The organism is Olivibacter sp. SA151 (assembly GCF_054130995.1).
In genome coordinates this window covers 4,313,822-4,334,349 of the sequence record NZ_CP096391.1, presented here as the reverse complement: position 1 = coordinate 4,334,349, position 20,528 = coordinate 4,313,822, and the positions used below count along the sequence as shown (strand labels likewise).

The following is a 20,528-nucleotide window of genomic DNA, read 5'->3' as shown; positions in this document are numbered from 1 at the left end:
TAGTTAACAAAATAGGCCTAAAATATTAACAAAAGCGGTCCCTGCTTATAGAGGCTTTCTGCTAGCTTTGTGTCACTTGCTACTTTATAAATCACCCGTTACAACATGTAATTTATTTTCAACGTAAATAATAGACCAAATCACTATGACCCGAAAATTCAGTTTCTATTTTGTCTGCACACTTCTTTTCGTTTTGCCCAAAGCCCTTATTGCCCAGTTAGGGTATAAAAACCCGATATTACGTGGCTTTAATCCAGACCCAAGCATTTGCCGGGTTAATGATGATTTCTATTTGGTTACGTCATCGTTCGAATATTTCCCGGGGTTACCGATCTATCACAGCAAGGATTTAATAAACTGGCAGCAGATAGGACACTGTCTAACACGCGAATCTCAGCTTCCCTTACATAAGGCATTTTCTTCCGGTGGGCTTTTCGCTCCATCTTTAAGGTACCATAATGGCAAATTTTATGTAATCTGCACCAATGTATCAGGTGGTGGCAATTTTTATTGCACAGCTGATAATCCTGCCGGTCCTTGGAGCGACCCGATATGGGTGAATATAAAAAGTATTGACCCGGATATTTTTTGGGATGATGATGGCAAAACATACTTTGTGACGCAGGGTAATGAGGGAATACGGATTACGGAAATCGATATTCAGACCGGGAAAACGCTTTCACCCGAACGCTTAGTTTGGGGTGGTACAGGGGGACGTTTCCCTGAAGCACCCCATGTTTACAAAAAAGATGGTTATTATTACCTGTTACTTGGCGAGGGTGGAACAGAGTACGCTCACAGTGCAACCATAGGGCGTAGTAAATATCTCTTTGGTCCTTATGAAAGCTGCCCGTTAAACCCTATCCTATCCCATAGCAATCGAATGGGACAGGGAAGCCAAATACAAGGAGTGGGGCATGCTGATCTTATTCAAGCAGCTGACAGCTCATGGTGGGCAGTTTTTTTGGGCTTTAGGGTTACGCAACCTTATTCATATTATCATATATTGGGTAGAGAAACATTTCTTGCTCCGGTAGACTGGCCTAAAAACGGATGGCCACAGGTTAATGGAAACGGCACCATAAATATTGATATGCAAGTGCCAACTTTGCCGCTCCAACCGTTTGAAGAACCGGTAAGTCGAACCGAATTTGACGAACCTAAATTAGGCTACGAATGGCAATACCTTAGAAACCCTGTTTCAGCAAATTATTCACTCACCGAACGAAAAGGATTTTTACGGATAAATGCTTCGCCTTTTAAGCTTAATGAGCTGGAGTCGGTTAGTTTTATTGGCCGACGACAAACTGAACACGATTTTACGGCAGAAACTAGTTTGGAAATAGTGTCCACCAAAGAAGAAGAGGAGGCCGGTTTAACCCTTATACAAAACAATACGCATCATTACGATCTTCTGCTTAAACGTAAAGGAAAAAGATTTGCTGTACAGCTTCGCGTTGTAGTTGGCTCGCTTTCCTATCTCGCCGCAGAAGAGTTGATCGATGAACCGACGGTTCGTCTTCAAGTAGTAGGAAAACCTTTGAATTATACCTTTAGCTACTTCAATACAAAGGCCGGTAAGTTTGTGGAATTAAAAAAATTGGATACGAGGTATTTAAGTACGGAAGTGGCAGGTGGCTTTACGGGTGTTATGATCGGACTTTACGCGTCCGCTAATGGACAGAAAACTTCATCAAAGGCTTATTTTGATTATTTTGATTACCGTGTTTCAAAACCGTGAAATGATCAAAAAATCAGTTATTAGATAATCCTTTGCTCGCAATTTATGATTAAATTAACCATTCCATAAACACGGTTATGAACCGTCCATGTTTAAAATTCATTTTTATCACACAGGGAAATGTAAATTTATTCACGGATTTTAAATATTCAATTGTGTTCATAAGCCCGTCGGGGTTTTAACATGATAAGCTCCATCTGACCGATGGATAAAAAAAATCGCTTTGCGGTTCATGAGTACCTTAAATGTAAAACACAAACGAGTAATTATTTACAGATGAAACAAAAATTAGTAAACTACCGTACTGTAGTATTTAATCTCAGCAAATGCGGTCTACCGGCAATACTGATCTGTCTGCTCATTTTTCAGGCGAAAGCACAATATCGTTTTGATAATGTACTTTATGGTGCCGCTTATTATCACGAATATATGCCGTTTGCCCGTTTGGATGAAGACATACGCTTGATGAAGGAAGCCGATTTAACAGTCGTGCGGGTAGGTGAATCGACTTGGTCGTTGTTTGAACCGCAGGAAGGTATTTTTGAGTTCGCCTGGATGGATACCATCCTCAATAAAATGCATGCTGCCGGTATCAAGGTTATTCTAGGCACACCCACTTATTCCATTCCGGCGTGGATGGCCCATAAATACCCCGAGGTGTTAGCAGCACATACCGGGGGAAGAAAGACCTATTACGGTATCCGCCAAAACATGGATATTACCAATCCCATATATCGCAAATTATCTGAAAGAGTGATCCGTAAAATGATGGAACATTTTGCCAAACATCCGGCTGTTATCGGCTTTCAGGTAGACAATGAAGTAGAAGCAAGAGGGATCAACAACCCCGGGTATTTTCAGGGTTTTGTTGATTATATAAAAAAGAAATTCAACGGAGACCTTAAATTGCTGAACAAGGAATGGGGATTGAATTACTGGGGAATGAACATCAATACCTGGGACGAATTTTACCCACGTGATGGGGCGACCAACCCGTCGTATAAAAACGAATGGGAACGATACAATCGGTATCGCGTTGCGGAGTTTCTGAACTGGCAGGTTGATATCGTAAACGAGTATAAAAGAAGAGATCAATTTGTTACCCATTGTTTTATGCCGTCTTTCCAAAACATAGATCAACCGGAGAGCTTCAGGCAAATGCAATATCCAGCAATCAATGTTTACCACGACGTACAAGATGGACAAAATGGGCAATTCATTGCCTATTCAGGCGATTACATGCGTACGGTTGCGAAAGGGAATTATCTAATAACTGAAACCAATGCACAGGCTACGGGATGGGATGCCAAAAACCAAAAACCTCCATATGACGGACAACTAAGGCAAAACGTATTTGCCCATCTGGCCTCAGGTGCCAACATGGTTGAATACTGGCATTGGCATACCCTGCATTATGGACAGGAAACTTATTGGCGCGGCATATTAGGGCAAGACCTACAGCCTAATCGAGTTTATAAGGAGTTCGCTGCTACGGCCAAAGAACTCAAGCATATTGGTAAAGACCTGGTCAATCTGAAAAAGGAAAACAAGGTAGCCATTCTGTTCAGTCATGATTCTTATCACGCGTTGAGTTTTATGCCCTACACCGATAAGGACCATTATCCGGCAGGATTCGTTCATCGTGCATTATACAATCAGAATATTGAATCGGATATTGTTCCCTGTGATGAGCAGGCGGATTTTAGCAAATACAAAATGCTGGTTATTCCTCCATTGTATGTAGCGAGCGATCGTTTATTGGAGAAAATCGATGAATTTGTAAAAAATGGCGGCTATGTGGTTATGCTCTATAAAAGCGGATACACCAATGAGCATTCCGCCGTTCGCGCAACACTTGCTCCGGGACCATTGCGAAAGGCCGCAGGCTTTTATTATCAGGAATATGCCAATATTCCCGCTTTATCTCTAAAAAAGAGCGTTTTTGGATTAAGTGGAAAGGAGATAAGCGAATGGTATGAGTTTTTAATACCCGAAGCGGCAAAGCCCTTGGCCTATGCCGATCATCCTTTCTATGGCAAATGGCCTGTTATTACCGAAAACAATTACGGAAAAGGAAAATTGGTATATATCGGCACCTATCCTTCACAGGAACTGCTGGAAAAAATTGTCTTACAAACGGCAAAGGATGCAGGCGTCACCACGGTCGCAAATAATTACCGCTTTCCCATTATTGTCCGTTCCGGGAAAAATCAATCAGGCAAAACGATTCATTATATATTCAATTACAGCAATAAAAGTCAAATGGTCAATAATCCTTATCCCGGTGGAAGCGAGCTCCTTTCTGGCCATCAAACCGGTAAGGAAATTGCACTCGATGCATGGGATGTGAAAGTTATCAGTGAGTAAACGGAACATTATACGAAAAAATAGTTCGTTACAAGCTTCTGGCGATAAACTATTGGATAGGGTTAACCCGTTACCCTATCCATAGTTCTTCTCAGATATTCCTGCGCACCTCCTGAGTTTGTCTCAACGGCTCATATTAAGAGGATAATTACCATTTTATAGCTCCTAAAAGCAACAGGTGTTTGCTTTTAAAAATGGAACGTTTTCTTTAGTCAAATTTGTCGTGTTCTTTTTGTCTTAACACAAAAAGAACCAAAAAAGTCAAGGCAGCACATCCTTCGCTAAAGATTTAGGTCCGTCGCTCAAATCATGTGGAGCCGCCCCTCCCTTCAATCTATGCTTCGCTTTTCACATGATTTTTTTGCCCTGGCTATCCTAAATCTTCTTAACGCTCACGCTGTGAGGCCGTTCTTTCCGGCCCACGGTAGTTCCTTGCATAACCGTTCCGAAGGACGTCAATGGCCTAGTCTATGGAGGCGGCAACCGGCAGTCAAAGATGGCCCATCTCTATTATTAAGCGAAGCATCCAGTAATCAGTGAATCGACGAACGAAGGGCTTAGCATTGCGCGAGAGGGTGGCTCCGATTCACGGATGGACATCTGACCACGGGTTGCAACGGAATAGACAAGCCAAGCACCTTGCCCCACTTGGGTGCTTCCAAGTGGGATGTATAAAATAAACGTTCTTTTAATATAAACCTCTTTATCTGTATGTTAAAGGCGAAACCGACCAACGGAAGTTCATCGAAGGTAATCCCTGTTTTAGAGAGAAAAGCCGATAGTCATAATTTTTTTATTCGGAGACGTATTTCGTGGTTTCTGTCGTTATCCATTTCGGATAACGACATTTTTGAGGGAACTTCCTGACTACAGGCATATAAAGTGCACAATATAAATACGTCTATTAGCGGTTGTTTCATAATTTCTTCTTGAGTCTAAAGTGTTTTATCTAAGGTGATCAACTAATTTTTTATTTGGTGATATCAACAATTCTAAAATTATCAAAGTACACATCAACATTTACATCGGCATTGTCCGACTTATTTTTGGTGAAAATGCCGAGGCCGGTATTTGCAATTGCCGCAAAACCCGCATAGTCTGTTGCTGCTGTGAATTTTGATAAAGCGATATCACAGGTTATCCATTTACCCGTTACTGCTTTGTTTGAATTTTTATCTCTGGGTAGGTAATCCACTACCATCTGATCCCCGTTGCCTTTCAATTGAATTTCGACTGAGGCGGGAGCTAAAGATTCACTCATATAACATTCAAAACGAAGGACAAGATTCTCTATGGGTGTGTTGGCAGGTATGATATTGGTTGTTGGATATACGCCATCATTGGAAAGGTTGCCCCACCAATATTGCCAAGCGCCGGGCTTACCGAATATCCGGTAGCAGGTCCCGGTTGAAACGTAGGGGATCTTAGACCCATCGGCAACTACCGCTTCATTATTGTCGCCCCAGCTATACGCACCTATATTGTCCCAGTTGAGCACCACATTTTCAATGGGATAAAATGCTTTGGGTGAATTCGAATTTCCTCCAGCAGCTGTTATCGTAACGACACCTCCTTTGCTAGGTGCTTTAGGTAATCGGAAATATAGTGTATCATTACTATTTGAAACTAGGAGATCAGATGCCGGTATTGTAAATTCACCATTGATATTGAGACTTGTTACATCAATGAAGTAATCCCCTGTAATATAAGCGAGATCGCCTATGATGGGCATATCGCTACTAAATGTTTTAATCGTCGGGGGAGCAACATTGGTTGAAAACGGAATACTCACCGAGTCGGTATAGCAATATACCACTAAGCGGCCGTCCTGCACCCCTGGCGGTATGGTCAAATCAATGATATTATAATCGTTGCTAACGGTGTAATCCAATACCCCAACACTGGTTCCCCTTGTACTTTCGAAAACTACTTTCTGTATTTCATAAAAATTAGCTCCGAAAATTTTTAAATTTTCGCCAGGTGTTGCCGGATATTTCAACGTTATGCGGTGAATTTCGGGTGCCGGTGAATATATATGAAACGCATACTTAGCTACACCCCGATTGGTTTCGATACGGATTTCATTGGAAAGTTCCGGATTGGTGCCTGTCAATATTAAATCGCCAGGAATGGTAAAGATTGCACTGGTAGCGGTACAATAGTTAGTATTGAAACTAACTTCTTGGTCATTAATATATATCTTTTGTATACCTCCCAAGTTGTTTCCGATAACGGCGATCATTTTTCCCGGGAAAGCGCCCGTAAATGTGCTGTCTGCTTTTGTTGGATCAGTAAGCCTTACGCTATAAATTTCAGGCGTTCCACCTGGGGCGTCTTTTTTACTGCAAGCTATAAATGCCGCTATCCCAATTAAAGCGATCCACAGCAATATATGTTGATGGAAAAAATTGAACGTTTTCATCTTTTAGCATTTTATTCGTTAAAGGTATAAGGTTGAGGTTCTTCTTTTAATCGTGGGTTCTGTATCAGATCATTCTCCGGGTACGGAAAGAAAATATTATCTTTGGTAACGACTACCGGAGTAGCAGGGGGTGTTGGTTCTTCAAAAACAAGGTTCCCGTCTTCATCTTTTGTTATAGAAGCGGTAGTCCACCCACGTTGCTGATCGTTAAAATATTTCAGCATTTTTTCCGGTTTATAACAATACCAGCTCACCATATCGTACCAATTGTTATATTCCATCGCGAATTCAATGCGTCTTTCGGTTATGATATCGTCCAACGTAATAGCAGTCTTTCGTCCGATTTTAGCGCGCTCGCGTACTTTGTTGAAGTATGTTAAACCCTCCCCGCCGTCCAGGCTATTATTATTGCCGAGACTTGCCTCGGCAAACGTTAAGTATACATCTGCTAAACGCAGTATATACGTGTTAAGCGGAGAGTTCATCGATTGAACATATCCATCATTATCGTCATTAGGACCGCCCACAACTCCTTTCTTAATAGACGATCCTGTTCCCGTGTAGGTGTAGCCCCCCTTGTCGATACTTATGTATGGATAATGAGCGTACTGTGTGAAATAGGTGGCATTTCTTCGCAAAGAATCAGAACGTTCGTATAATTTCAACATATCAATGGTTCCATTTAATCCTCCTCCCCAAACATTTACGCCTCCGGTTACATCTGATGAAAAGGCTAAATCGGCCAAGAGCGTATTACATACGCCCCAATCTCCTAATGGTACCCATTGCATAGCAATTAATGATTCGGGATTGTTATTGTGTTTGTATTTAAACAAATCTTCATATTTCGGATACAAGACTAACCCGCTATTCATGCATACATCACCTGCGTATTCGCGTGCCTTTGCCAGATCCGCTTCGTCACGCGTTCCTCCTTTTTTCCAACCGGAACGGGCTAAGTAAACTTTTGCTAACATTCCTTTAGCTCCCCAGCTGTTCGCACGCCCTTTATCCCATGTCGGTGGCAGGTTCTCCACGGCATATGAGAGGTCATTAATGATAAATTGGAAGACATCCTCTTCACGATGGCGGGGCAATAAAGGGTTCTTGATCACTTCTTCATTGCTTTCAATCAGAATAATCGGTCCCCAAGTACGAAGTAAATAGAAATAAGAGATACCTCTCATCAGACGAGCTTCTGCTATTGCTAGATTTTTTTGAGCGTCCGTGACATTCTTGGCCTTATTGTTAATGGCTTCGATAGTTGCATTGGCCATCGTAATGACTCCGTAGAAAGATTTCCACGAGTCGGACAGCCCATCATCTAATGATGTTACAGTAAACAACGTATAGGAAGGATTCATCCAAGGGTTATAAGCATCGTTTGCCCGTAGGCTGCCAATAGCAACGGCAGGCCGTTTATTATAATCAAACCAGGCCCGATTGTATAAAGGGGCGGTTGCAGCTTTGAGGGCTTCAGGCGATGTGTAAAAAGTTGCGTCAACGTAAGAACCTTCCGGTTCCCGATCTAGAAAGCTTTTACTGCATGAGACAATTAACAGCGCTGACATAAACGTGGTAAGTACATATAATCTTTTCATCTCTTTATTTTTTTATGACTGACGAGTATTCGGTATAAATAATTATCCTATTATTACGTCGCTCGATTTTGTGATACTAAGTGTGTTTGCTAGAAGGTTAGGTTCAATCCAAATGTGTAAATTCTTTGAGCGGGGTAACGTGCATAATCAATACCGCTGAGTAATACACTTTGGTTATACGATCCGATTTCCGGATCATATCCTTTATACTTGGTAAAAGTGTATAGGTTTTGGATATTCATGTATACTCTTAGATTTTCAACCTGTAACTTAGATAGTAGTTTATTCGGTATTGTATAACCCAAAGAGACATTTCTAATTCGTAGATAGGAACCATCCTCAACAAAACGATCACTCATGCGACTGTTGTCATTTGCGTCACTCACTGTTATGCGTTGTATCGTAGCATCTGGATTTGCAATTCTGACATTTGCGATATCCTGATCAGATCCGTCCGGATTTATTCGTTCAATAATCGCTATGCCCGTCGTTTCTTTCAGCATGCCCGAATTATTCATTGGATTGGTGAAATCTTTACGAAGTTGATTGTATATTTTATTTCCAAATACACCGTTAATAAAGATGTTTAGATCAAACCCTTTATAAGAGAAGTAATTATTGACGCCGAATAAAAATTTAGGCTGGGGGTTTCCAATAAAATCGCGGTCTTGCTCATCAATCTTCCCATCTCCGTTCAGGTCTTCGAAGATGAAGTCGCCTACCCAAATACCGTTTACATCGATGTTTTTGTCTTTAGGGAGTGCAATAGGTATTCTGTTACCACTTTCATCTAGCACAAAATTGTTGTATTGATCTTTCTTATAAAAATCGCTTTCGTCCTGAAACATGCCGATTACCTTGTAGCCATAAAACTGACCAACAGGGCCACCCACCTTGGTATAGGTAAAAGTTTCAGCACCGATCTTTCCCAATATGGTCGCAGTTTCCGTATATAAATCGGTTACTTTATTTCTATTCAGTGAGAAGTTAAGCCCCGATTTCCAGAAGAAGCCTTTTTTATTGATATTGATGGTATTCAACGTAAATTCCAACCCCTTGTTGGTCATTGATCCTGCATTCACCCAAGGGGCAGCAATCAGCCCACTGATGTAGTCGGGAAGAACTGCTTGCATAAGTAAGTTATCGATCTTCTTCAAATAACCATCGGCAATGAATTCGATCCTGTTTTTGAAAAGATTAAGATCTAAACCGATGTTATAAGCGTTAGTTTTTTCCCATTTTAAGTCAGGATTAGCAAAGTTTCCCGGATAAAAACCCGTTCCCCATATAGACGCCGCAGTCGCCATCGTTACACCATAGGCATAGGCGCTTGCCGCTTGATTTCCCACTAAGCCCCAACCGAGCCTTAATTTTAGGTTATCAACCGCATTGGCATTCTTTAAAAATGATTCATTTTTCATTTTCCAAGCAGCTGCTAGAGAAGGAAAAGTTCCCCATCGGTTGTTTCGGCCAAATTTATCGGACCCATCTCTACGAATGGTAGCTGTTACTAAGTAACGATCGCGGAATCCGTAGTTTAACCTTCCAAAATAGGATTCAATGGCTCCAGACGACCGCGAACTGCTATTTCTAGCCGTTTTTGCATCCCCTGCGTCTAACTCATGCACAGAGTTTAGAAAGTAATTGACGCGGCTCCCGGATAGCGACTCCCATCTGTTCTCTTGTGTTTCATGCCCTGCCATTATTGAAAGGTTATGCCAGTCATTGAAATTTTTCGAGTAGGTTAAATAGGTTTTGAGGTTGGTAAAGGACGAGTTACTAGCAGACCGGGAACCTGAAGATTGCTGCTTAAAAGTCCCATAGTCATACGAAGGTATAAATTGATAGGAATTATTGTAATTGAAGCTAGTATTTCCTTCTATTCTAAGAACTAAATCTTTCAATGGGGTAATATCAGCAAAAGCGCTTATATTGGTCTGTGTACCCTTCGTGTAGTTTTCTCGTGTAAGGGCTTCTTCTACCGGATTTGCAAAATAAGTTCCATACATGTTCTCTTGTTGCGAACCCCAACTCCCGTCTGGATTTCTGGCAGGCACTTCAGGTAGTTGCCTAATAGCCAATGATATAATTCCCCAGTTGTCAATCGTATTTACATTTTCAAGTCGAGCAGTATAGGCACTCACGCCGGTGCTCAACCATTTGTTTATCTTGGAGTCGAAGTTCATCCTTAGCGAATAGCGTGTGAAATTTGATCCTAATGCAATACCTTCTTGATTGAAGTATCCTCCGGTAATAGCAAAGCGATTATTTTCTGTGCCACCGCTAGTGCTTAATTGATGGTTGTGCATCATTGAAGTACGGAAAATTTCTTTTTGCCAATTCGTTCCTTCTCCCAAAAGAGAGGGATCCATGAACTCTTCCCTTTCGCCAAATCCGATGACGCTGCTGCGCAAATTCTGATAGGTGGCGTATTCCCTTAAGTTTAACACGTCTAAGGTCTTTGGTAATTGTTGTAATCCCAGGTATCCTTCATAAGCAACTTTTGTTTTTCCTGCTTGCCCGCGTTTGGTCGTTATCATCACAACACCGTTTGCAGCCCTTGTTCCATAAATGGCTGTAGCTGAAGCGTCTTTGAGAATTTCCATTGACATGATATCTGCGGGGTTAATTGAAGATAATGCGCTGGAATTGTCGCGCGTGTTACCATCAATAAGCACACCATCAATGACGTATAAGGGTTCATTGCCACTAAATGAGTTTGTTCCGCGAATGCTTACCGATATACCTCCGCCTGGAGCACCCGAGTTTTGTGTAACGGCAACTCCGGCAACTCTTCCCTGCAAGGCCTGGTCTAAGGAAGTATTGACGGATTTGCTTATATCGTCGGCAGTAACGGTAATCACAGATCCAGTGAGATCGCTACGTTTCATCGTTCCGTATCCGACAACAACAACCTCACTTAATGCTTGTGTGTTCTCTTCTAAAGACACATCAAGAACAGGGTTCGTTACCACTAATTCTTGTGTAACATAACCCAAATAAGAAAATACCAATGTTTTACCTTGAGTGATTTCAATAGCATATTTGCCATTTTCATCGGAACGTGCACGATTAGTAGTACCCTTAACAAGCACAGATACACCAGCAAGTTTCGCTCCATTGCTTCGATTGGTTACAATTCCTGTGACACGCAGGTTGTTTGTATTTTGCGCTAACAGGGGCGTTAGGCTCAAATAAAAAAACAGATACAGGATCGTCTGTTTCCAAGGCCTGATTACAGGCAAAAAACCTTTTTCAGGTAATTTGTTTAAGTTCATCGTTAATTAAGTTTATAACAGTTTTGGTTTTATTGTTACCCAAGTTGGGTCGGTAAAGTTAAATACAGGATCAAATACAGGAGGGTATAGAATGTTATAGATATGATGCGGAAATGTTAATTTTAAATTTTATCAGCTCTTGCATACACTGGTTGGATGCCAAATTTTCAAATCGGGTTCAGTACAATAAGCCTGTACTATTAATCAATTTTCTAAAGTCCTTTAAGCGCATAACGCCCAAGGTTTTTCCTTGGGCGCTGATAAAATTTAACATTTAATGGATGTTAAAATGGATATCTACCCGCATTTGCTCCCCACATCAAACCATAGAAGATATATGGATCAATTACCGCCATATTGTTGCGACGATCTAAAACTCCCCCTACATCCCACAGGAACGGTGTAAATCCGGCATTTTTCGCCTCTTGAGCCACGCACGCATGAAAACGGTTTCTGGATTCATCGTGCGCTTTCTGGATAGTCGGATCGCTAAAGGTCCTTCTAACAGAACAAAATTCGCCAACAATTCCCGGGATGCCCTGATCGGTAAATCTGCGCTTCATTTTACTGAATTGTTCGCGTACATAATCTTCTCCGCCCCAGTTTGCCCAACGGCCCTCATACTCACCCACCGCGTAATTTTTAAATTCCTCGCCCCAGAAATAGAACATTTTACCCCAATCTTCATCCTTCGGCATCAGACAGAAATTATAAGGAGCATAATAATGTACTTCCATGATCATTCTACCTGCTCCTGTTGGATCATGGGGCAAAGTCATCAGTTCGTCCGATAAATCAATGTTTGTGGCAGGGCCTTGGACAATTAAATTTCTATAGGTATTTCGGCCTCCGCTATTGCGTACCGCGTCAACAAATGTTTGATAATAGGAGTGAAGGACGGCCATCTCTTGACTGTTTTTTACATCGGGCTCGTTACTGCTTGCAAATAGTAAATGCTCATCATAATCACGGAAATAAACGGCAATCTGCTCCCATAAGGCTTTTTGTTTTTTATTGACCGATTCTTGCATTTCGGGCGTACAATTTTTTTCTAACCATCCCTCATCCCAATGGATGTTTAATATGGCATACATATCGTTGTTTACACAATAATCGACTACCTCCTTTACACGCGCTAACCAACTTTCTTTTATTTTATAAGTTGTTTGATCCTCTAAGTATTGATTCCAGGAACAGGGAAGGCGGACAGCGTTAATTCCCGCACTTTTAACGGCCCTAATCATGGCTTCCGTAGTGAGCGGATTTCCCCAATAGGTTTCTCCGCCAATCGCTTCCAATGTATTACCGAGATTCCATCCCACATGCATCTTGGAAACTAGTTGAAAGGCATTACTACTCATTCCGCTCATATCTGGCGGTATTTGCTGCTGACGCGTTGACGCAAGTTTAGACGCTACCGCTGTTTTATTCCCAGGAGAAGCGGTTTCATGAATTTTGGCGCAGGAAAGCATTAAGAATACCGGAATAATTCCGCATAGAATTTTTCTCTTCATAAGTTAAGAAATTAGATTAAAGAATGTTTATAATTGGGAGCTTCACGATACCGTGTATAGCAATCGCTTTAAAACCATCAAGGCTCCTTTGAAACAAAAATAGCGGGAGATAACCACGAGCAGATGATGAAATGTATGCAATAGGGGATCAGTATTTCTCTGCAAGGGGATCATATGTTTCTAATTACAGGATAAAATGATTAGCTGTCGATTTACTTGATACTATTTGTTTATTTTGCGTACGCTATTTACCGAATCAGCTAACCGATGAGGAAACCGACATTTTTATTAATAATATTTTTATTTGAATTTGTATTCACCTATGCTCAACCTTATGAGTTCGCTCACTTTGATAACAGAAATGGGCTGTCTGGTAACGAAGTGCTTAGTATATTTAAAGATAGTAGAGGCTTCGTTTGGTTCGGCACAAGTACCGGTTTAAATCGCTTTGACGGTATCGCATTTAAGACATTTAATAGTGATGTAAACGGCACTAATAGCTATCTATATGAGAACCTGAGCAAGATTGTCGAAGACGCGAATGGCAATTTATGGCTACAGGGAAACACTTTCCTATTCTATAATTGGCGTACGGAATCATTTACGAGCAATATCGATTCTGTTTTAAACAAGATGGGATTACCTCCATATCCTATTTCCGTACAAGTGGATAAAGACAAAAATTTTTATGTAGCCTACTTCGGAAAAGGAATTTACAAATACGACGTAGGAGCAAAGAAGATATCGCTTTTTAAACAATCACCCTATGCAAAAGATCTTGTTCCATCTCCCATTACTGATATGAAAATTCAAGATTATTTTATGTGGGTATTGCACAAGGATGGTGTTTTAGAGCGGGTCAACACAAAGACTGCAGCAGTTGAGATCCGAAATACCTATATAAAAGAAAAGTTAAAAAGTTCTATCATACCCAAAAATATTTTCATAGACGCAGATAAAGACATTTGGGTATACCCTGGAATTAATGATAAAGGAGCCCTATTCTTCAATTTGAAACAAAATAATTGGACTTTATTAGGCGTGGACACCAACCCTGCACTTTCTCATAGCTTCGCAAGATGTATTATACAAGACTCGAAGGGTATGATTTGGATAGGTACTGATCATGGGGGGATAAATATTTATGATAAAAAACGTAAGACAATCCGTATCGTTGAAAATAATGTTTATAATAAATATTCGCTGAGTCAAAATTCGATTATCAGTCTTTATTGTGATAATGATGGTATCGTATGGGCAGGCACCTATAAAAACGGTGTGTCTTACTATCATCCCAGCATGTTTAAATTTTGGAAATCGCCCCTATATTACCTATTTATTCGAAATGCAGAAGTTTTTGATTGTAGCAGCCTTTATAAAGATCAGCAAGACAATTTATGGGTTGGTACCAATGGTAAAGGCTTGATAAAATATAACGAACAATCCGGAAGTATGCAACGCTTTCGTGCCAACTCGAACGATGAACAAGGTATATCGTCTGACATTATCACCTCGATTTTCGAGGACAGTCAAAGAACAATTTGGATTGGTACATTTTTAGGCGGCTTAAACGCATATAAGAATCGAGGTTTTAAACAATACCGATTTGATAAAAACAATTCCAATTCTTTATCCAACCAAAGTGTGTATGGTATAGCGGAAGATCATGATCATAATTTATGGATAGCCACACTTGGCGGGGGAATCAATCGTTTGAATCCTGAGCGAAAGGTGTTCACACATTATAATAGGGAGAATAGCCCACTACGTTCAGATTTCATCCTGTCAACTTTTACCGACGCTTCTAAAAAGATTTACTTTTGTTCAGACATAGGCATCTATCGGATTTACAAGAAAAATGAAATTGTTCCTTTTTTTGCCGATTCTAAGCTTCAGGACTCGGTTTCGAGAACGCCTGTACCTCAATTGATGACTGATTCCGAGGGTTTGGTATGGACGGCAACTAAAAATGGAATTAACATTTATGATCCCAAGGTAAAGACGTTTTATCGCATAACCACTAACAATGGCTTGTCAAGCAACGATGTGCGATCCTTGGTGGAAGATGGTGATGGAAATATTTGGGCCGGAACAAGTAATGGACTGAATCGTATCTATTTCAACCGTAAAATGCCGGAGCTTAAACCAGCTATTATTTCTTTTGACATCAATGATGGGTTGCCAAGCGCTAGTTTTAATCCCAATGCTGTCTTTAAAGATAAGAAGGGCATAATTTACATGGGTACTACCCAGGGTTATATAGCATTTAACCCACGAGATATCCCGGTAAACAATTTTGTTCCTACACCTAGATTCACGGATCTTTTAATAGCCGGTCAAGTGATCAAGCCCCATGTGTATTATAACGGGCGCATCATTATTAATAAATCAATAGTCGATCTAGACGAGATCATTCTTAAACATGATGAAACCAATTTCACTGTTCAGTTCTCCGGCCTCAGCTTTATCCATCCTGAAAAAAATAAATATAAATACATGTTGGAGGGCTTAGAAAAGCAATGGAGAGAGATAACGAATGGTGTTGGCGCAGCATCATACTCCAATCTCAATGCAGGTACCTATAAGCTTAAAGTATACGCAGGAAACGAAGACAATATTTGGTCAGAAAAACCAATAATCCTAAAGATCATTGTTAGACCGCCCTTTTGGTTTTCCTGGTGGGCGTGGACTATTTATGTCGCTACCGCCGGCCTTTTAATTACATTATTCATAAAACATAAGCTGAACAAGCAAAAAGAAAAATTCGAGCACGCACAAAGGCTGTTGGAAGCAGAAAAATTACATGAGGTCGATCAACTGAAACTTAAATTTTTTACAAACATTAGCCATGAGTTTAAAACACCGCTTTCATTAATAATCAGCCCGTTGGAAAAGCTCCTGACGTCTACTATAAGTCTAGATGAAAAGTCGACTTTAAACATGATGTATAAGAATGCGCGAAGGCTTTTAGATATGGTAAATGAAATACTTGATTTTAGAAAGCTTGATCAAAATCAATTGGCCTTGAATTTATCTAAAGGAAATATTATAGAATTTGCTAAAGATATTTGCGCGTCTTTTTCTCCACTGGCTGCCGAAAAATCTATTAAACTCACCTTTACAACTTTTCAGAAAGATTTGTCGATGCAGTTTGATAGGGAAAAAATGTATATGATCATTGTAAACCTAATTTCCAATGCGTTTAAATATACACGTGAAGGACATATCGATGTCAGCATTTTTCTTTCCGAAAAAGTTAGTAATAAAGCGATAGAAAAGCAGCTCTGCTTTCAGGTGTCAGATACTGGGACGGGCATCAAACCGGAATATCTCGGTAAAATTTTTGAGCGTTTTTTTCGTATCGAGAGTGCTGAGGTACATGGTATTCCGGGTACGGGAGTAGGATTGCATCTCGTTAGCGAATTCGTAAAGCTTCATGACGGTGAAATATATGTTGAAAGCGTTGTAGGAAAAGGGTCCGTATTTACGGTATTAATTCCTATGACAAATACCACATTGGACATCTTGAAAAACCAAGATGTCATCTATCCCGGAAGCGTAAAAAATGAAACATCCTTGGATGCTATGGCTGATTTGAATAAATTGCCACAAAATAACGGCTTGCCATTACTTTTGATTATTGACGATAATCAGGATTTCTGTAGCTTCTTAACCGGTCTGTTTTGTAACGATTATCGTATTGTTACAGCTAACGATGGGGAAGAAGGCTATGGTATAGTGCTTGATCAATGGCCTGAAATGATTCTATGTGACCTAATGATGCCGAAAATGGACGGATATGAGTTTTGCAAAAAAATAAAAGAGGATATGCGTACTTCACACATCCCCGTTATATTGCTTACCGCAAAATCATCCGACGAAAACAGATATTCCGGCATTGAAGCGGGAGCAGACGACTATATTTCTAAACCATTCAACATTGAGATTCTTAAACTGAAGATCGTAAAGATTATTGAGAAGCAAAAACTATTGCAAAGCAGGTTCAAAGCAAAGGTTGATATATCCCCTGGCAAAATCGAAATTGTCTCAATGGATGAGAAATTCGTAAAGAAGGCTGTATCTATAGCGGAAGAGAATATAGGAAATCCCAACTTTTTAGTGGAGGATTTATGCAAAGAAATGGGAATGAGTAGGGTTAATTTCTATAAAAAGATAGTGGCATTGACCGATAAGACCCCATCCGAATTTATTCGATTTATTCGCTTAAAACGAGCCGCAGATTTACTCGCAAAAAGCCAGCTATATGTAAGCGAAATTTCCCTTTTGGTAGGATTTAATGAAGCCAAATATTTTAGAAAATATTTTAAGGATGAATTTGGTGTTACACCCAATGAGTATAAAAAGAACTTGTTAAAAAGAGACGAGAAATGATGCGCTAAACAGAAGTTCGAAATCAGGGTAGTAAGAACTACAGGTCATTACCTTTAGCGTATTGTTGTAGATAGAGAAATCGGTAAAGTGCAATAATAAGTCGATAAGCAACAAAGGGCAGCATGCTAATTTGTGTATCTTTGGCACTCGTATAGAAACCAATTAATGCCACTAAAAGCGTAAAGCGACGTAGCTTTGTAGCGGTCATTTTAAAGTGACTGGAAAAGAAAACAATTGAAATGAAAAAATTTTTCATCTATCTGGTGATAGAAGTACTCTTAACAATACAAATAAAGGCGCAACTTAAAAATCCTTTTGGTAATCCCTTAATACCTGATATGATTGCGGATGCAAGCGTCCAGGAGATAGATGGTATGTTTTATTGTTATGCGACAACAGATGGTTATGGCCAAGGACTTGAAACTTCGGGGCCACCGGTTGTTTGGAAGTCACGGGATTTTATCCACTGGAGTTTTGAGGGTACTTATTTTCCTTCTGCGGTCAAAGAAAAATACTGGGCACCTAGCAAAGCCGTATTTGCAAACGGCAAATATTACATATACCCAACGATTAACGGCTATATGTATCCAGCAGTGGCAGATAGTCCTGTTGGCCCATTTAGTCTGGCCCGTGGAAAAAATGAGTTCAATGAGTCATTTACCTCTTCGACATTACTGCAAACCATAGATCCAAGCGGCATTGATGCCGAAATATTTGTTGATGATGACGGTCAAGCTTATGTGTTCTGGGGGCGCAGACATGTGGCCAAGCTGGGTAAGGATATGATAACCGTTGACACTACCGTACATGTCATTTCCACACCTCATAAAGAGTATTCTGAGGGGCCTATTTTCTTTAAAAGGAAGTGCATATATTATTATCTATATACAATTGGAGGAGATGAAAAATACCAATATGCGTATGTAATGAGCAAGGTTTCTCCTTTAGGACCATTTGAATATCCGGCACAGGATATAATTTCCACTACAAATTACGAAGAGGGAATTTTCGGTCCTGGACACGGAAGCGTTTTCAATCTTCAGGGAACGGACGATTATTATTTCGTTTTTCTAGAGTTCGGACGGCGGAGTACAAATCGTCAAACTTATGTAAACCGACTCGAATTCAATGAAGATGGAACTATCCGTCCTGTAGACCTTACAATGAAGGGAGTGGGGGCTCTGCGAGGAGGGAAACAGGAAAAGAAGATACAGATAGTTAAGGTTTATGCTTCGAGCGTTTCGGAACCATTAGCGATCGAGCCAATGAAAGACTCCCTATTTCAACGAACGGAACATTTTGTTCCTTCTTTTGCTACCGATGGAGCAAATGGCTCACGATGGATGGCAAATGAAGGGGATTCTGCGAAATGGATTGTTGTGGATTTGGCATCGGTCCAACAGATCCGTCGCAGTGAGGTGTATTTTGTACGCCCTACTGCGGGTCACGCTTATCTGCTTGAAGTCTCAACGGATGGTAAGGTCTGGGAGAAGTGTGGGGGAAGTGAAGAAGCAAGAATGCAGTCACCTCATACCGATTTAATTGATAAAAGATGTCGGTATTTGAGGATTAAAATACTAAAGGGAATTGCTGGCATTTGGGAGTGGAACATTTACTAATTGCAATAAATTATGAAACATATATTAGCCGTCCTATCTGGTGTATTTTTCAGCGTTCTTTCTTTTGCTCAACAACACAAAGAATGGGGCGATTGGCGAAATTGGGGAGATCAGGGCGATGGAACTTACGTTAATCCGATCATCCCATCAGATTACAGTGATATCGACTGTATCCGAGTTGGTAATGATTACTATGCTATATCCTCCACTTTTCAGTTCTCTCCTGGAATGACAATCCTTCATTCCGTTGACCTTGTGAATTGGGAAATATGTGGAAATGCAATAGCCGATCTAACTCAGGTAAGTGAAGAACTGAACTGGACACGCATGAACCGCTACGGTAAAGGTGTGTGGGCAGGGACATTGAGATATCATAACAAGCGATTCTACTTGTTCTTTGGAACCCCCGATGAAGGATATTTTATGACATCTGCTTCGCATCCGAAGGGGCCATGGGAGCCACTGACGCATTTGCTCTCCGATAAAGGTTGGGATGATTGTACGGCAATGTGGGATGATGATGGGAAAGGATATTTTGTTGGCACCCATTTTTCGGACGGGTATAAAACCTATCTTTTCAAGATGTCGTCAGATGGAAGAAGTATAGATCGGAAATCCGCGGTCCTGATCAACTCCGGTAATGGGAGGGAAGCCAATAAGTTAATAAAGGTTAACGGATGGTATTACTTGATCTTTAGTGAGCATAAAGAGGGTATTGGGCGTTATGTGATGGCAAAGCGATCAAGAAAAGTGACCGGGCCTTATCAAGAGGAAAAGCAGCTTGCATTGCCCAACCTGGAAGCGCTGGAACCCAACCAAGGCGGTATCGTTTTAGGACCAGACTCAGCTTGGTATTTTCTAACACACCATGGTACCGGTGATTGGAGTGGGCGTATTGTGAGCCTTTTGCCTGTCACTTGGATAAATCAGTGGCCGATAATTGGGAAGGTGCTCCCACAGAAAATTGGAACAATGACCTGGGGCGGCCGTATTCCCGCTGGAAAAAACGAAAAATTAAGTATCAAACGGAGCGATGACTTCGATCGTGACGAATTAACACCACAATGGCAGTGGAATTACCAACCACGAAAAGAGAAATTTTCGTTATCCGAACGTCCGGGATGGTTACGCCTAAAAGCTTATCGTCCATTGCAGCTAAATAAACTGATGTATGCAGGTAATACCCTTACCCAACGGAGTTTCAGAAAGCTAGATAATAAAGTTATTGTCAAAATGGATGTTTCGAATATGGCAGAAGGGCAAAAAAATGGTCTTTGTCATTTTTCCTCTCAGCATGCGGCTATCGGTATCGTGAAGGAAGAAGGTAACTGCTATCTAGAATATAGAAAAAACGATCGTGTTGTAAAAGGTCGGCAGCTTTCATCACAATTCATCTGGCTTAAATCGGAGTGGAGATTAGATGGTATGTCCCGGTTTTCCTATAGTTTTGACGGTACTGACTTTATCCCCTTTGGAGAACCGTATCAATTGGTCTGGGGTAATTACCGGGGCAACCGCTTAGGTATTTACTGTTTTAATGACATAACGGAAGAGGGGTATGTGGATGTTGACTATTTCTATTATAAATAGCGCT

10 protein-coding genes are annotated in these 20,528 nt (G+C 40.7%); 5 read left to right on the top strand and 5 right to left on the bottom strand.

Annotated features, from left to right (window positions below; genetic code table 11):
- The first annotated feature begins 145 nt into the window (after nt 1–145).
- Both M1D52_RS17800 and M1D52_RS17795 read left to right on the top strand, forming a co-directional pair.
- Nucleotides 146–1,741: a glycoside hydrolase family 43 protein gene (locus M1D52_RS17800; RefSeq protein ID WP_437393383.1), complete on the top strand. Its 1,596-nt coding sequence runs from the start codon at nt 146–148 to the stop codon at nt 1,739–1,741.
- A 276-nt stretch (nt 1,742–2,017) separates the two neighbouring features.
- Nucleotides 2,018–4,108 (top strand): beta-galactosidase, encoded by a 2,091-nt coding sequence (locus M1D52_RS17795; RefSeq protein ID WP_437393384.1) that lies wholly within the window; start codon nt 2,018–2,020, stop codon nt 4,106–4,108.
- Between the two features lie 970 nt (nt 4,109–5,078).
- Here M1D52_RS17795 and M1D52_RS17790 read toward each other — a convergent pair.
- The 4 genes from M1D52_RS17790 to M1D52_RS17775 form a co-directional block, all read right to left on the bottom strand.
- A complete protein-coding gene (locus tag M1D52_RS17790) occupies nt 5,079–6,530 on the bottom strand; it encodes a glycan-binding surface protein (RefSeq protein WP_437393385.1) in 1,452 nt (483 codons plus the stop codon).
- An 11-nt stretch (nt 6,531–6,541) separates the two neighbouring features.
- Nucleotides 6,542–8,131 (bottom strand): RagB/SusD family nutrient uptake outer membrane protein, encoded by a 1,590-nt coding sequence (locus tag M1D52_RS17785; protein ID WP_437393386.1) that lies wholly within the window; start codon nt 8,129–8,131, stop codon nt 6,542–6,544.
- Between the two features lie 89 nt (nt 8,132–8,220).
- A complete protein-coding gene (locus tag M1D52_RS17780) occupies nt 8,221–11,409 on the bottom strand; it encodes a SusC/RagA family TonB-linked outer membrane protein (RefSeq protein ID WP_437393387.1) in 3,189 nt (1,062 codons plus the stop codon).
- 284 nt (nt 11,410–11,693) lie between these two features.
- Complete coding sequence (locus M1D52_RS17775; protein WP_437393388.1) at nt 11,694–12,923, bottom strand: glycoside hydrolase family 5 protein; 1,230 nt, start codon at nt 12,921–12,923, stop codon at nt 11,694–11,696.
- Nucleotides 12,924–13,190: 267 nt separating this feature from the next.
- On the opposite strand from M1D52_RS17775, the gene M1D52_RS17770 reads away from it, so the two are divergent.
- Nucleotides 13,191–17,315 (top strand): hybrid sensor histidine kinase/response regulator transcription factor, encoded by a 4,125-nt coding sequence (locus M1D52_RS17770; protein WP_437393389.1) that lies wholly within the window; start codon nt 13,191–13,193, stop codon nt 17,313–17,315.
- Nucleotides 17,316–17,352: 37 nt separating this feature from the next.
- Here M1D52_RS17770 and M1D52_RS17765 read toward each other — a convergent pair whose 3' ends face one another.
- A complete protein-coding gene (locus tag M1D52_RS17765; protein WP_437362968.1) occupies nt 17,353–17,523 on the bottom strand; it encodes a hypothetical protein in 171 nt (56 codons plus the stop codon).
- A 31-nt stretch (nt 17,524–17,554) separates the two neighbouring features.
- Here M1D52_RS17765 and M1D52_RS17760 point away from each other — a divergent pair, with 31 nt between their 5' ends.
- Together M1D52_RS17760 and M1D52_RS17755 are read left to right on the top strand one after the other, a co-directional pair.
- Nucleotides 17,555–18,934, top strand: a complete 1,380-nt coding sequence (locus M1D52_RS17760; RefSeq protein ID WP_437393390.1) for a family 43 glycosylhydrolase — start codon at nt 17,555–17,557, stop codon at nt 18,932–18,934.
- A gap of 12 nt (nt 18,935–18,946) precedes the next feature.
- A complete protein-coding gene (locus M1D52_RS17755; protein WP_437393391.1) occupies nt 18,947–20,524 on the top strand; it encodes a glycoside hydrolase family 43 protein in 1,578 nt (525 codons plus the stop codon).
- Nucleotides 20,525–20,528 lie beyond the last annotated feature (4 nt).